Here is a 14,530-nt window from a genome sequence, read left to right on the forward strand (position 1 = left end):
CCGGACAGCCCACGCGCAATGATTCATTCCGTCCTCCCGCCACTTATGACAAAATTTCATTGACGCAGTGGAGAAATAAACGTAATATATAGCTATGAGAAAATTTGAGCTGATAGCCCCATGCCACTTCGGCCTGGAGGCAGTATTAAAAAAAGAAATTATTGACCTGGGATATGACGTAACGCTGGTGGAAGACGGGAGAATCACCTTTTTCGGAGATGAGGAGGCGGTGAGCCGTGCAAATGTATTCCTGCGCAGCGCGGAGCGTATTCTGATTAAGGTAGGAAGCTTTCATGCGGAAACCTTTGAAGAGCTGTTCCAGGGAACAAGGAGCCTCCCCTGGGAGGAATTTATCCCGTCGGACGGGAAGTTCTGGGTAGCCAAGGCGGCCAGCGTGAAAAGTAAGCTGTTCAGCCCCTCGGATATCCAGTCAATTATGAAAAAGGCCATGGTGGAGCGTCTGAAGGGCGTCTATCATGTGAGCTGGTTTGAAGAGGACGGCGCGCCTTTCCCTGTCCGCGTTTTCCTGATGAAGGACGAGGTGACTGTGGGACTGGATACCACAGGGGAATCCCTGCATAAACGGGGCTACCGGAAGCTGACGGCCAAGGCTCCCATTGCGGAGAACCTGGCGGCCTCGCTGATTATGCTCACCCCCTGGAGAGGGGACCGGATTCTGGTGGATCCCTTCTGCGGAAGCGGCACCTTTCCTATTGAGGCGGCCATGATGGCGGCTTCCATGGCGCCTGGCATGAACCGCAGCTTTACCGCCGAGGATTGGCCCTCGGTGGTGGGAAAGCGGAACTGGTATGATGCCGTGGACGAGGCGCGGGAAATGGTGGATCTGCAGATCGAAACCGATATCCAGGGCTACGATATTGATGATGCCATGGTTTCCATTGCCAGGGAAAACGCCAAGCTGGCTGGAGTGGACAAGCTAATCCATTTCCAGCGCCGCCCGTTATCCCAGCTGAGCCATCCGAAGAAGTACGGCTTCCTCATTACCAACCCGCCTTACGGCGAGCGCCTTGAGGAAAAGTCAGCGCTTCCCGCCCTCTATAAAGAACTGGGGGCACGGTATGCAGCGCTGGATTCCTGGTCCATGTATCTTATTACCGCCTATGAGAATGCGGAGCGGGACATCGGCAGGAAAGCGGATAAGAACAGGAAAATTTATAATGGAATGATGAAGACCTATTTTTACCAGTATATGGGTCCAAAGCCGCCCAGGCGGCAGAATTTACCGGATGGAAGGTAAGAAGCATGAGCAGAAGAATTATTTTTGCAACGGGAAATGAAGGAAAAATGCGGGAAATCCGCATGATATTAGGTGATTTGGACATGCAGGTGCTGTCCATGAAGGAAGCGGGCATTGATATAGACATCGTGGAGGACGGAACCACCTTTGAAGAAAATGCGCTGATTAAGGCAAGGGCGGTGGCGGCCTGTGCAGGCAGGGACGACATTGTGCTGGCGGATGATTCCGGCCTGGAAATTGATTACCTGAATGGGGAGCCCGGCATTTATTCTGCAAGATACATGGGGGAGGACACCTCCTACCGCATTAAAAATGCCAATCTCATCGGCAGGCTGGAGGGCGTCCCCAAAGAAAAAAGGACGGCCCGGTTCGTATGCGCCATTGCGGCCGTACTGCCGGAGGCGGCAGAGGGAATCGTAGTAAGAGGAGTGATAGAAGGATATATCGGCTGGGAAGAGAAAGGCACCAATGGTTTTGGCTATGATCCCATCTTTTATGTGGATGAATACGGCTGCTCTACGGCAGAGCTGGACAGCGAGACGAAGAACAGCATCAGCCACAGAGGCAATGCGCTGCGCCTGATGAAGGAGCGGCTTGCCGGGATCCTGTAAGGATCCGGATACCAATGAGGAAAGAAGGTGCCATTAGATGAGGGTACTGATAATCAGCGATACTCATCGCAGAGATGACCGTTTTCTGGAGCTGATCAAACGGGTGAAGCCAATAGACATGCTCATACACTGCGGTGATTCTGAGGGAAGCGAAGACCTTTATCTGGAATATGCGGGCTGTCCGGTGGAAATCGTGTCAGGGAATAATGATTTTTTTACGGATTTGCCCCGGGAGAAGGAATTCCAGCTGGGAAAATATAAGGTGTGGCTTACGCATGGACACAACTATTATGTATCCATGGGGAATTCCATGCTGAAGGAAGAGGCGCAGGCAAGAGGCGTTGACATTGTTATGTATGGTCATACGCATAAGCCTGTCATTGATATGGAAAAGGATATCACGGCGATCAATCCCGGCAGCCTTTCCTTTCCCCGCCAGGAGGGCAGAAGGCCTTCCTATATCCTGATGGAGCTGGATAAGGACGGACAGGCCCACTATCATCTGAATTATCTGTAAAAAACCGATGTAAAAAATTTTGTAAAAAAACTGGAAAAAAATTTGGAAATAGTGTTGACATCGGTCAAAAGGTATTATATAATAACTTCTGCGTCACGGCTAAGGGTGAGCAGAAAACGGGGTGTGGCTCAGCTTGGCTAGAGCGCCTGGTTTGGGACCAGGAGGTCGCAGGTTCGAATCCTGTCACCCCGATTTAATCCAGACACCAATATGCGGGTGTAGTTCAATGGTAGAACACCAGCCTTCCAAGCTGGATACGTGGGTTCGATTCCCATCACCCGCTTACGGCGAATTACCCGCTTGCGGGAAAGGAACCGTTTGAATACGCAGTTGGCTTTCAGCCGGATTGTCCTTTGCTTTTCAGAGTGGACAAGCGTATTCCGGCAGGTTTATCTACAGATGAATCTGCAATGCATTAGTCAGAATAGCCCTGTCGCATCATTGCCAGGCGTTCCCGTAATATGTGTTCGTAGCTCAGCTGGATAGAGCAACGGCCTTCTAAGCCGTGGGTCGGGGGTTCGAATCCCTTCGAGCACGTTAGTGGTTATGAGATTTCTCATAATCCATATGGTGGGTATAGCGCAGTTGGTTAGCGCGCCAGATTGTGGCTCTGGAGGCCAAGGGTTCGAATCCCTTTATCCACCTTCTTGGGCTATCGCCAAGCGGTAAGGCACAGGACTTTGACTCCTGCATTCGCTGGTTCGAATCCAGCTAGCCCAGTTGCAGAATGCTGAAAAGGAATCTTCCTCAATGGTTCTTTTTTTTATTTTTTTTTATGGGAATGAATAATTTTTACAACACAGGGCATCTTAATTGAAAATGGTATGGAGCACTAGCTCAGTCGGTAGAGCACCTGACTTTTAATCAGGTTGTCGGGGGTTCGAATCCCCCGTGCTTCATTCAGGGAAAAGACCGGGAATCCGCAATATCAGCGGGTCCCCGGTCTTTTTAACATTTCTTCAGAAAAGGCAAATCCCCCAAAATATGACTCACATCCGGCTCATTTCAGGAAATGCCAAAATGACCGGAAACCGGATCCCGGAATAAGGGCAGCTGCGGCGGCCGGAAGGTGAAGAGGAAGAACAGCAGCAGGTAAATAATAAGAAGAACGGCGCTGAGAAACGGCAGCACGCGGGTTTTTGTCCCGGACAGTGTTGTGGCTGTGGTACTGATTTTTTTCTCAAGCAGGGCGCTTATCAGGAAGGCGAACAGAATTCCCAGCAGGAAGACCATGATATCAAACGCCAGATGATTGGTGCCAAGCAATGCGGTATAGGCATAAAACAGCAGGGGAATGGCAGCCATGCCTGCGGTAAGCCCGGCTGTCCTGGCGGGGAGAAAGGAAGCCGGCCTGCGTGAGGCATGAAAATAATCCCAGACAGAAAACAGCAGGCCGGGAAAGAACAGCAGCTTGATATGCTCCCACACAGATTCATTTACCGGGGCAAACAGGCCCACGATGACGGCGCTTCCCGACCATTCATAAACAAAGTGGAGCAGCGTACCCGCCACTGCGGTAAAAAGTACGCCGTAGATTTCATAACGATATTTTTTCCAGAACATGAGAATTCCTTCTTTCTCTTTTATTTCTACAGAAAGTATTCCCTGTGAGCGCAGAAACACACATTTTTTATCAAAGCAGGATGAAATTGGAAAAATGAGTAGCTTTTAACATCTCAGGTATGGTATATTGATACAGTAAAGTGTTGTAGCGTGTCTTTCCTGATGAGGTAATATATATGCATAAAGGATACGTTTTTTCAAAATACGCATTGGATAAAGATTTAAAGGATATAGGAGGTCTCTGGAGCCGGATAGACTTCAGGGATTATATTATTACGCCTAAAAAGGTCTGGCTGATAAACCGCTGGTTCCAGGCGGGATGTTTTCTTCAGCAGCCTGCAAAGGGAATTAAGAGGCGGAAAAAATATGTGCGTCTTAAAGGCGGAGGCAGAATCGGTCTGACAATTTATGAGCCGGAGAATATCGGCAAGAATGCGCCCTGCCTGGTTTATTATCATGGAGGCGCTTTTGTGCTCAGGGACAGGCCGTCTACACACCGTCTGGCACAGGTTTATACAAGAGAGGTAAGGTGCAAGGTGGTGATAGTGCATTACCGGCTTGGAAAGCCTTATCCTGAGCCTGTGAAGGACTGCTACAGGGCGCTGACCTGGGTGGCGCGCAATGCGGATGCCCTGGGGATAGACAGGGAGAGGATTGCAGTGATTGGAGACAGTGCGGGAGGCGCGCTGGCGGCGGCTGTAACTTTGATTGCCAGGGACAAGAAGGGGCCGTCCATCTGTTTCCAGATGTTGATTAATCCGGTGGCGGATAAGAACATGACCTCCTGGTCCATGCGGCAGTTTGTGGACTCCCCGGGGTGGAATGCGAATCTGAACCGGCAGATGTGGGATCTTTATATGAGAAAAGGGGATTATGGCAGGCCGGAATATGCCGCTCCCATGAGCGCGCCGTCACTGAAAGGACTGCCGCCTGCTTATGTGGAAACACAGGAAATCGACTGCCTCCGGGATGAGGGAAATGCTTATGCGGACAGGCTTGCAGCGGCCGGTGTCCCTGTGGAGCTCAATGAAATCAGGGGAACCTTTAACGGCTATGATGTTTATGACAAAAATAAGCTGGTACAGCTTTCCGTTACCCGGCGTTGCCTGGTGCTGAAGCGTGCCTTTGCTAAGATTCCGCTAATAACCCGCTCATGATACGTTAAGAAAACCGGTAAACCATAGTATCCCTGCCCTGTTTATGCTATTGTGTCAATTAAGAAGATACAACGGTATACAGGAGGAAAAAATTATGTGGGATATCTGGTCTGTTTTATCAATAGTGATTATTGCGGTTGGCGTAATCGGCGGTTTTTATTATGAGAATATCAGGAAATAAGAACAGAACCGGCCTGGAAGGATCGATGTAATACGGATGCAATCATGTATCTGCGTTACATTGGTCCTTATTTTATTTGTACTATCCGGATTCTGTATATACAGGCAGATATTATGCATGTTTTTTCTCGATAATAAGGAAAATATTCTTTCAATTTTTCGCAAAACAATGTAAAATATCAATAAGAATGCCGGCGGTGCGGCGGACGGGAGGAAGAAAGGGATGCAGAACGAATACAGGCTGATTGCGCTGGATATGGATGGAACACTGCTGAATTCCAGGCACGAGATTACGCCCCGGGCAAAACGGGCGATAGAGAAGATTCTGGCGCGGGGAAAACAGGTTGTTTTTTCTACCGGAAGATGTATTGGTGAGATGGAAACCTATCTGGAGGCTTTTCCGGGTATGCGGTATCTGATTTGTGAGAGCGGAGCCTGTGTCTATGATCTGCAGGAGAAAAAAAATATAGCCAGAATACCCATTTCTCCCCGTCTCGTATGCAAAATTATTTCCTGCATTAAGGATGCTGATATCATGGCTTCTTTTTTTATGGGAAACCGTTCCTTTATGGATGCGGCCTATATGAGCAGGCTGGAGGAATTCGGCCTTGGCGGCTTTGACGATGTGTTTGACCGGAGCGTGGTGCGGGTGGCGGCCCTGTTTGATTTTTACCAGGAAAATCCGCTGGAGGTGGAGAAAATCAATCTTTTTTTCAATAACAGAAAGGATCGGGCGGCGGCGCTGGCGAAAATGTCCCGGCTTCCTCTTTCCCTTGCAAGCTCCCTGGCGGGAAATCTGGAAATCAATGACCGGAAGGCGAATAAAGGAGAAGGGCTCAGGATACTGTGCGGGCATCTGGGAATTCCCATGGAGCAGGTAATTGCGGTAGGGGATAACAGCAACGATATCGGGCTGCTGCAGGCCGCCGGCCTGCCGGTGGCCGTGGGGAATGCGATTCCCGGAATCCGGGCGCTGGCCAGGATAGTTGCAGCCGACTGCGATCATGACGGAGCAGCAGCTGTGATGGAAGAATATATGCTGGCTTAAGGCGGGGAAACAGGTGCATCGGAAGGGATAAACAACAGAACAGGAACACAAAAGAGAAGACCGGGCCGTGCGGCGTCATACGCGGAATAAATGACGCTGCCGGGCACAGGGTCTTCTTTTTTTATAGGAAGAACGGCCCGATGTCAGTATCCTTCTGTATTTTTATACATTTTCCCGAAACAGAGGCAGTAAAAGGTGTGAAAATAAAATATTGCAGCTATTTGGAATGCCGGCATGTCCGGCTATGCAGGCCGGCGCCTTGCACTGACCATAAGAATGCGGATCGGGAGAGCAAAAATATACCAATGAAGGCGGAGCAGGGCGGGAGTGACAGTATCTGTAAAGGAGCTGAGACTCTGCAAAATATATAATAAATGAATTTTTTGTGCGTATTATACAGAAAAAAGTCTGTTTAAAGTCATCATAAATTGTGGAAAAAACTCATAATTATACAAAGTGCATATCAAAATTTAGAAAAATAAAAATAAATATAAAAAATATACAAATACACTATTGCAATTCAAAAAATGATGTGGTAATATACAACCATAGCAATTGGAAACGTTACCGACAACGTTACCGATAACGGTTCCGGCAATTAAGCATTCAAAGAAAAGGAGAGGTAATTATGAAAAAGAAACTGATTAGTGCATTACTGAGTGTAGCAATGGTTTCTGCACTTCTGGCCGGCTGCGGATCAAGCGCAGGGACAGAGAGCAGCACACCGGCACCTGCCGATACACAGCAGGCGGAGGAAAGCTCCGAAGCAGCGCCTGCATCAGAAACACCTGCAGCGGAAACAACCGCGGCATCAGGCGGGGAAGGAAAGGTGTATTACCTGAACTTTAAGCCCGAGCAGGCTGATGACTGGGTAGAACTGGCCAAGGCCTATACGGATGAGACAGGAGTTCCGGTAACCGTGGTTACGGCAGCATCCGGCACCTATGAATCCACACTGAAGTCAGAAATGGCTAAGTCCGAAGCGCCTACCCTGTTCCAGGTTAACGGTCCTGTTGGCCTGGCATCCTGGAAGGATTACTGCTACGACCTGAAGGACAGCGATGTTTACAAGAATATTGAGAGCGATGATTACGTGCTCAAGGATGGCGGTTCCGTTCTTGGTATGGCATATGTAATTGAAACCTACGGCATTATTTATAACAAGGCTCTGCTGAATGATTATTTCGCACTGCCCGATGCAGAAGTCAAATCCATCGATGAGCTGAATAACTTCGAAGCGTTGAAGAAGGTTGCAGACGGCATTCAGGCCCACAAGGATGACCTGGGAGTAGAAGGCGCCTTCACCTCAGCCGGCTTTGATGCTTCCTCCGACTGGAGATTCAAGACACACCTTGCCAACCTTCCCGTTTATTATGAGTACAAGGCTGACGGAATTACCTCCACGGATGCAATCAAGGGAACCTATCTGGACAATTACAAACAGATTTTTGACCTTTATATTACAGACGCTACCTGTGAACCCAGCCTCCTTTCCGGTAAGACCGGCGAAGATGCAGCTTCCGAATTCGCACTTGGCGAAGCAGTGTTCTATCAGAACGGTACATGGGCTTACAACGATATTAAAGACAACGAAGTAGCAGATGAAGATCTGGGCATGCTTCCTATCTACATCGGCGTAGAGGGTGAAGAAAACCAGGGTCTGTGCACCGGTTCCGAGAACTACTGGTGTGTAAACAAAAATGCAGCGCCGGAGGATATCCAGGCAACACTTGATTTCCTGAACTGGGTTGTAACCAGTGATGCAGGCAGGGATGCCCTTGCAAACAAGATGGGCTTCGTTACACCTTTCAAGACCTTTGCTGATGGCTATCAGTCAACCAATCCTCTGATTCTTGCCAACGATGAGTACACAAAGGCCGGCAAGACACCTGTTTCATGGAACTTCACAACCATGCCTTCCGAAGAATGGAAGAACGGTGTGGGCAGCGCGCTTCTTGAGTACGCACAGGGCACAGGCAAATGGGATAACGTAGTAACTGCTTTCGTAGACGGCTGGAAGACTGAATACGATGCGGCAAATGCACAGTAAGTATTAAAGGTGAAGGGCGGGCGCAGATTACCCGCCCTTTTTTGAAAAAATGTAACTGTGGAAATACGGAACAGCTGCAAAAAAGAAAGGAAAGAAAATGGCAAAAGCAATAAAAAGATACTGGCCGATTTTTGTGCTCCCTACATTTCTTGCTTTTATCCTGGGATTCATAGCGCCATTTATTATGGGTATCTATCTGTCCTTCTGCAAGTTCACTACCGTAACGGACGCCAAATTTATCGGCTTTTCCAATTACCTCAAAATTTTTACGGATCCCTCCTTCGTCCATGCGCTCTGGTATACGGCCCTGTTTACCGTAGTATCGGTGATCCTGATCAATGTACTGGCTTTTACGGTGGCATTGCTTCTGACGAAGGGCTTTAAGGGAACCAATATTTTCAGAACAGTTTTTTTCATGCCGAACCTGATCGGCGGCATCATTCTGGGCTACATCTGGCAGCTGCTCTTAAACGGCATCCTGCTGTATTTTAACAGGACGCTGACCTATTCCTCAACCTATGGCTTCTGGGGGCTGATCGTACTGATGTGCTGGCAGCAGATTGGTTATATGATGATTATCTATATTGCCGGTATCCAGAATATTTCAGGAGATTTGATTGAAGCGGCAAAAATCGACGGAGCCAATGCCAGGCAGATTCTCAGGAATGTAACGATTCCCATGGTTATGCCTTCCATTACCATATGCACCTTCCTGACGCTTACCAACTCCTTTAAGCTGTTTGACCAGAACCTGGCGCTGACCAACGGGGAGCCCTCGAAGATGTCGGAAATGCTGGCTCTGAATATTTACAATACCTTCTACGGCCGGACCGGCTGGGAGGGCGTAGGCCAGGCGAAGGCGGTGGTATTCTTTATTCTGGTAGCCATCATTGCGCTGGCGCAGAATAAGATCACCCGGAGGAAGGAGGTACAGCAATAATGAATGCAAGAAAAGCAAAACACGGCGGAGTCCTTACCTTTGTTTTTTCGCTGATTTCTTTGATTTATGTATTTCCCATTGTGCTGGTGCTCATCAACTCCTTTAAGAAAAAGGCCTATATCAGCAGAAAGCCCTTTGCCATTCCCTCGGGCAAGATGTATGTGGGGCTGGAAAACTATGTGAACGGCATCAAGAAAACAGGGTTTATCGACGCCTTCTGGACCTCTCTTTTCATTACGGTTCTTTCGGTGGCGGTTATCATCATCTGCACTTCCATGTGCGCATGGTATATTTCCCGGGTAAAAAATAAATTTACCACAGCGCTGTATTTCCTTTGCCTGTTTTCCATGATTGTGCCCTTCCAGATGGTAATGTTTACACTGTCCAAGCTGGCGGATATGATGCATCTTGGAAATCCGCTGGGCATTGTGGTGGTTTACCTGGGCTTCGGCGCCGGGCTGTCGGTATTCATGTTCTGCGGCTTTGTGAAAAGCATTCCCCTGGAAATAGAAGAGGCGGCCATGATTGACGGCTGTACGCCCCTGCAGACCTTTTTCCGGATTGTTATGCCGATTCTGAAGCCTACCTGTATTACGGTTGCCATACTGCAGGCCATGTGGATATGGAACGATTACCTGCTTCCGTACCTGGTGCTGGATATGACAAAGTACAAGACAATTCCCATTGCAGTCCAGTATCTGAGAGGCGGCTACGGCTCCATTGATATGGGAGCCATGATGGGCGTCCTGGTGCTTGCCATCATTCCCATCATCATATTTTACCTGGCGTGCCAGAAATATATCATTGAGGGTGTTGTTGCCGGGGCGGTGAAAGGATAATGCAACAGTTCAGACAAAGGCTGAGCCGTTGCAGGATAAGTGCCGCGATAAAAGGATACGGTTGACTTACCCCACATTTGTCCTTTAAAATAAAGTGGCAGTTTGGGACGTCCTGGACTGTTGCAAAATAAATCAGGGTTTCCTGTCGGAATCCGTAGAAAATACCTGCTTGAGCGGGGGACGGGTGTTTGAATATGAGGATAGAAGAAGATGTGGAAGAGATCACAATCAAGGATATTGCCAGAATCTGCAAGGTAGGAGTCAGCACGGTATCCAGAGCCATCAATAACCATCCGGACATCAATCCGGAAACGAAGAAAATGATTATGGACACCATTCAGAAGTACGGCTACATTCCCAACAACAGCGCCAGAAATCTGAAGCGTACGGACGGAAAGTGCGTGGCGGTGCTGGTTAAGGGAATTACCAATCCTTTTTTTGCGGATGCCATACAGATAATGGAAGATGAAATAAAGAAGAAAAAATATTCCATGGTAATCAGGCATGTGGAATTCAATGAGGATGAAGTGGATGTGGCCCTGGAGCTGGTGAAGGAAAAACGCCTGGCGGGAATTATATTCCTGGGCGGATATTTTTCCCACTCCGAGGAGAAGCTGCATAAGCTGCGTATCCCCTTCATACTGTCCACCGTAGGCTGTGCGCCTGACGGAATGCATCATGACAATTACTCCTCCCTTTCGGTGGACGATGAGAAGGAAGGCTACCGGATGACGGATTTCCTTATCCGTCAGGGACATGAGAAAATCGCCATACTCGCAGCCCAGCCCAATGATGCGAGTATCGGCAGGATGCGTCTGAACGGTTACCGTAAGGCCCTTAAGGACCACGGAATCAAGCCGGACGAGGATCTGATCCGCCACATGCGTCCGGAAATCAAATCCTACTCCATGGAAAGCGGTTATGTCCTCACCAGGGAGCTGCTGGATTCCGGAAAAGAGTTTACTGCCATTTTCGCTCTTTCGGATACCATGGCCGTGGGAGCCTGCAGGGCCATTGTGGAAGCGGGCAAAAGGGTGCCTGAGGACTATTCGGTGGCCGGCTTCGACGGCATTGAGCTGTGCAGCTATTATAATCCGACGCTGACCACCATCCGACAGCCGATACAGCATATCGCGGAGGCCTCCGTGAAGCTTCTGTTTGATATCCTGGCCGGGAGGAGCGGGCATCAGCATAAGGTGTTCGCCGGAGAGCTGCTGGAGCAGGAATCGACCGCAAAAAGATAATAACAAGGCACAGCATATTCCGGTTTGGTTTAGGAAGATGCTGTGCCTTGTTTTCTTAATAATTTTGAAGGTTAACAAATAATTTATTCGGAAATAGCCGTAACAATGCCATCCTCAATATAGATGTATTTATTGCCCGGATAAACCCATTGTTCCTTGACACCCCAGGAATAGGTGGTTTTATTTATATCATTTGGCTTTCCCCAATTTGATTTTAAAACCTCTTCGGATGTCATGCCGACACGGGGCTCATTTGCCAGATATTCCCGTTCTGCCTGTGCTTTGCTTTCTTCTTCCGCTTTCATTTTTTCTTCTATTTTTTTCTGATGCTCCTGGCCAGCAGCGGAAATGTATTTTTTAGATGTTCCGTTATCCTGGTTAATAGAGATGAGACCGGGGTTGACATCTTCAACCTCTCCTCCATTATCTAATACCAAACGTTTGGACAAGTAAGCAGACCCTTCGATAGAGGAATACGTTTTGAAGGAGAACATATCGACGGTATCGTTGATTTGTATTTCATACCCTGTGATTATTACGCTTACGCCGCTGTCCTGTGCATCATCAGGAACATACTCACCCTGTAATTTTTTGACAAAGTCATATTCCTGCTTCTGTTCCTCAGTCAGTTCAAAGAAGTTTGATAATACTTCGATCATATAAAAATCTCTGTTTTCAAATGCAGCGGTAAGCTGACTTTTAAAATAGTCCTCATTTCCTCTTATGATTTCGTTCCTTAAGGCAATTATTTTCGGCGCGGAATCACCATCTTTGTTCATTCCTTCCGTAGCCTTTATTGCTTCCAGGAATTCACCCTTTTCATTCAATTCGTTCATCTGATCCAGAATCTCTAAATTGAGAGAATCGTCCTCTTCGACTGTAGCCGATTCAGTATTGGAGGCCGTACTGGTCTCTTCGGCGGCTGTTTCAATACCAGGTGACTGTGTTGTGCTTTCTTCTTCGGAAGATGTTTCCTCAATGGAGCTTACTACTGCTGTTTCCTTTGTTTCGTCGGTTTTTGCACCGCATCCTGCCAGTAAAAAAGCATTAACTGAAACAGTGAAGGAAATAAGTAATAACAACTTTTTTCGTTTAATCATAATAAATATCCCCTTTCTTACTATTTTATTATTTTAATATATTCTTTTAATAAAAGCTACATATTAGTTGAATAAAACTATATTTAATTTAGTAGAAAACGTTCATGCCTTTCATAATAGTTGCTTTTATTGATATTCAGGCATTTCTTTTTATCAATTAAGCTAAAATACCAGTTTTGTTAAAGAAATATTTAGAAATTACCGGACTCTTCTTTAAGCTTTGGCTGTTACGATATAGGAAATGAAGGAAAGATAAGTAAAAAAGTTCACAGACAGAACAGGAGTAAGGTATGGAATATGCGGCAGGAGTAAAAAAGGCACAATACAATAAAGTAAAGCTGGAAAACAGGAAAATGCTGATTAAGCCCTCGTATCTGATTACGGCAGTGGGGATTGCCTTCTGCGTGGCATTTACGGTATACGGAATGCAGAAGGGGCTGTTTACCTCCCAGGAAGCAATGGAGCAGTTCCTGAAGCCCTTTGGTATCTGGGGGCCATTGATTTTTGTATTGATACAGGTGGTACAGGTAGTGGTGCCAATCATTCCGGGCGGGGTGTCATGCCTGGGCGGCGTGCTGCTTTTCGGGCCGCTGTGGGGCTTTATATATAATTATGTAGGAATCTGTATCGGATCGGCCTGTGCGTTCCTGATTTCAAGGCGGCTGGGAATGAAGGCTGTGGAACGGGCGGCTGATGGACAGAAATATGGGAAATATCTGAAATGGATGGAAAACGGAACCTTTGATAAATGGTTTGCACTGGCAATCTTTTTCCCGGCGGCGCCGGATGATCTGCTGTGCTTTCTGGCCGGTGTGACTTCCATGTCATTTAAAAAATTTTTAATTATCATTCTTCTGGGAAAACCGCTGTCAATTGCGGCATATTCCCTGGGACTGCAGCTGCTGTTTACGCAGGTGCTTCAACTTATCAGATAGGCGAAAGGGAAAGAGGGTGCAGGTATGCTTAAGGTATTACTTTACAACGGCGGTATGAAGCTGGCAGGGAAAAGCGGCGTGGGCCGCGCAATGGAGCATCAGGCGCGCGCGCTGCAGAATGCGGGGATTCCTTATACACATGATCCCGGAGAGGACTACAACATTGTTCAGCTGAATACCGTATTTCCCGATTCCCTGTGGATGGGGCTGAAGGCAAGGATGCAGGGGAAAAAGGTGGTTTATTACGGGCACTCCACCATGGAGGATTTCAGGAATTCTTTTACGGGATCCAATCTGGCGGCGGGGCTGTTTAAACGGTGGATTAAACGGTGTTATGAAAGCGGTGATGTGATTATCACCCCCACTCCTTACTCTGCACGCCTTCTGAACACCTATGGATTAAAAAAGCCGGTGGTTGCATTATCAAACGGAATTGATCTGGCTGCATATAAGAGGAGTGAGGAGGGAGCCAAAAGGTTCCGCGATGCTTATTGCCTCGCCTCATCCCGGAAAGTCGTTCTGGGCGTGGGACATTATATAGAAAGAAAAGGAATCCTGGATTTTGTCGAGATGGCAAAACGGTATCCCCAGTATGATTTTATCTGGTTTGGCTCCACGCCGTCCGCGCTGATTCCAGCAAAGATAAGAAAGGCTGTGAGGACGCAGCTTCCCAATCTTCAGTTTCCCGGGTTTGTGAGCAAGGAAGAGCTGATGGATGCCTACAGCGGCAGCGATTTGTTTTTCTTCCCAACGCTGGAGGAAACGGAAGGGATTGTGATGCTGGAGGCAATGGCCATGGAAACGCCCGTGCTGACAAGGGATATCCCCGTATATGAAGGCTGGCTGGAGCATGGCAGGACCGTATATAAAGGCAGGGGGCAGGAAGATTTTGCAAGGCTTCTTCCGGATATTCTGGAAGGCAGGCTTCCCAGGCTGACCGAAGAGGCGTACCGGCTGGTGCAGGAAAACAGCATCACCAAAATAGGCGATGCGCTGGCAGGGATTTATGACGGTTTATTTGCGGAGGATAAGACAGAAAGCAAAAACCTGCAGCTTCTGTAAAAATAGAGATCACTAGAGCACAGAGG

Annotated in this window: 13 protein-coding genes and 6 tRNA genes; 17 read left to right on the forward strand and 2 right to left on the reverse strand. The window is 47.9% G+C overall.

What is annotated here, in order from left to right; all coding sequences use genetic code 11:
- Positions 1-94: 94 nt before the first annotated feature.
- The 9 genes from HMPREF1548_RS07830 to HMPREF1548_RS07870 all read left to right on the forward strand — a co-directional run bounded on the left by HMPREF1548_RS07830 (position 95) and on the right by HMPREF1548_RS07870 (position 3,285).
- Positions 95-1,258, forward strand: coding sequence for a THUMP domain-containing class I SAM-dependent RNA methyltransferase (locus tag HMPREF1548_RS07830; protein ID WP_021635407.1), 1,164 nt, complete (start codon positions 95-97; stop codon positions 1,256-1,258).
- Between the two features lie 5 nt (positions 1,259-1,263).
- Complete coding sequence (rdgB, locus tag HMPREF1548_RS07835; RefSeq protein WP_021635408.1) at positions 1,264-1,869, forward strand: RdgB/HAM1 family non-canonical purine NTP pyrophosphatase; 606 nt, start codon at positions 1,264-1,266, stop codon at positions 1,867-1,869.
- Between the two features lie 37 nt (positions 1,870-1,906).
- Positions 1,907-2,386, forward strand: coding sequence for a metallophosphoesterase family protein (locus HMPREF1548_RS07840; RefSeq protein WP_021635409.1), 480 nt, complete (start codon positions 1,907-1,909; stop codon positions 2,384-2,386).
- Between the two features lie 117 nt (positions 2,387-2,503).
- A tRNA-Pro gene (locus HMPREF1548_RS07845) sits at positions 2,504-2,578 on the forward strand.
- Between the two features lie 20 nt (positions 2,579-2,598).
- Positions 2,599-2,669: transfer RNA gene (locus tag HMPREF1548_RS07850), tRNA-Gly, on the forward strand.
- A 180-nt stretch (positions 2,670-2,849) separates the two neighbouring features.
- Positions 2,850-2,923 (forward strand) — tRNA-Arg (locus HMPREF1548_RS07855).
- 33 nt (positions 2,924-2,956) lie between these two features.
- A tRNA-His gene (locus HMPREF1548_RS07860) sits at positions 2,957-3,030 on the forward strand.
- Between the two features lie 4 nt (positions 3,031-3,034).
- Positions 3,035-3,106: transfer RNA gene (locus tag HMPREF1548_RS07865), tRNA-Gln, on the forward strand.
- Positions 3,107-3,212: 106 nt separating this feature from the next.
- A tRNA-Lys gene (locus tag HMPREF1548_RS07870) sits at positions 3,213-3,285 on the forward strand.
- Positions 3,286-3,391: 106 nt separating this feature from the next.
- Here HMPREF1548_RS07870 and HMPREF1548_RS07875 read toward each other — a convergent pair.
- Positions 3,392-3,949: a DUF6512 family protein gene (locus HMPREF1548_RS07875; RefSeq protein ID WP_035321565.1), complete on the reverse strand. Its 558-nt coding sequence runs from the start codon at positions 3,947-3,949 to the stop codon at positions 3,392-3,394.
- Between the two features lie 176 nt (positions 3,950-4,125).
- Here HMPREF1548_RS07875 and HMPREF1548_RS07880 point away from each other — a divergent pair, with 176 nt between their 5' ends.
- The 6 genes from HMPREF1548_RS07880 to HMPREF1548_RS07910 all read left to right on the forward strand — a co-directional run bounded on the left by HMPREF1548_RS07880 (position 4,126) and on the right by HMPREF1548_RS07910 (position 11,407).
- Positions 4,126-5,106, forward strand: a complete 981-nt coding sequence (locus HMPREF1548_RS07880) for an alpha/beta hydrolase (RefSeq protein ID WP_021635411.1) — start codon at positions 4,126-4,128, stop codon at positions 5,104-5,106.
- A 403-nt stretch (positions 5,107-5,509) separates the two neighbouring features.
- On the forward strand, positions 5,510-6,334 hold the full coding sequence (locus HMPREF1548_RS07885) for a Cof-type HAD-IIB family hydrolase (protein WP_021635414.1): 825 nt from the start codon (positions 5,510-5,512) through the stop codon (positions 6,332-6,334).
- A gap of 628 nt (positions 6,335-6,962) precedes the next feature.
- Positions 6,963-8,384, forward strand: a complete 1,422-nt coding sequence (locus HMPREF1548_RS07895; protein ID WP_021635417.1) for an ABC transporter substrate-binding protein — start codon at positions 6,963-6,965, stop codon at positions 8,382-8,384.
- Positions 8,385-8,481: 97 nt separating this feature from the next.
- On the forward strand, positions 8,482-9,324 hold the full coding sequence (locus HMPREF1548_RS07900) for a carbohydrate ABC transporter permease (RefSeq protein WP_021635418.1): 843 nt from the start codon (positions 8,482-8,484) through the stop codon (positions 9,322-9,324).
- Positions 9,324-10,163: a carbohydrate ABC transporter permease gene (locus HMPREF1548_RS07905; protein ID WP_021635419.1), complete on the forward strand. Its 840-nt coding sequence runs from the start codon at positions 9,324-9,326 to the stop codon at positions 10,161-10,163. The genes HMPREF1548_RS07900 and HMPREF1548_RS07905 overlap by 1 nt, the downstream gene beginning before the upstream one ends.
- Positions 10,164-10,357: 194 nt before the next feature.
- A complete protein-coding gene (locus HMPREF1548_RS07910) occupies positions 10,358-11,407 on the forward strand; it encodes a LacI family DNA-binding transcriptional regulator (protein ID WP_021635420.1) in 1,050 nt (349 codons plus the stop codon).
- 83 nt (positions 11,408-11,490) lie between these two features.
- Here the strand turns inward: HMPREF1548_RS07910 and HMPREF1548_RS07915 are convergent, their stop codons facing one another.
- Positions 11,491-12,507 (reverse strand): hypothetical protein, encoded by a 1,017-nt coding sequence (locus tag HMPREF1548_RS07915; protein WP_021635421.1) that lies wholly within the window; start codon positions 12,505-12,507, stop codon positions 11,491-11,493.
- 290 nt (positions 12,508-12,797) lie between these two features.
- Here HMPREF1548_RS07915 and HMPREF1548_RS07920 point away from each other — a divergent pair, with 290 nt between their 5' ends.
- The gene (locus HMPREF1548_RS07920; protein WP_021635422.1) at positions 12,798-13,442 is read left to right on the forward strand and encodes a TVP38/TMEM64 family protein; all 645 of its coding nucleotides are present in this window, start codon (positions 12,798-12,800) and stop codon (positions 13,440-13,442) included.
- Positions 13,443-13,466: 24 nt separating this feature from the next.
- Positions 13,467-14,504, forward strand: a complete 1,038-nt coding sequence (locus HMPREF1548_RS07925; protein WP_021635423.1) for an LTA glycolipid anchor biosynthesis glycosyltransferase, IagA/BgsA family — start codon at positions 13,467-13,469, stop codon at positions 14,502-14,504.
- Positions 14,505-14,530 lie beyond the last annotated feature (26 nt).

Source organism: Clostridium sp. KLE 1755, assembly GCF_000466465.2.
Taxonomy (GTDB): Bacteria; Bacillota; Clostridia; order Lachnospirales; family Lachnospiraceae; genus Eisenbergiella; species Eisenbergiella porci.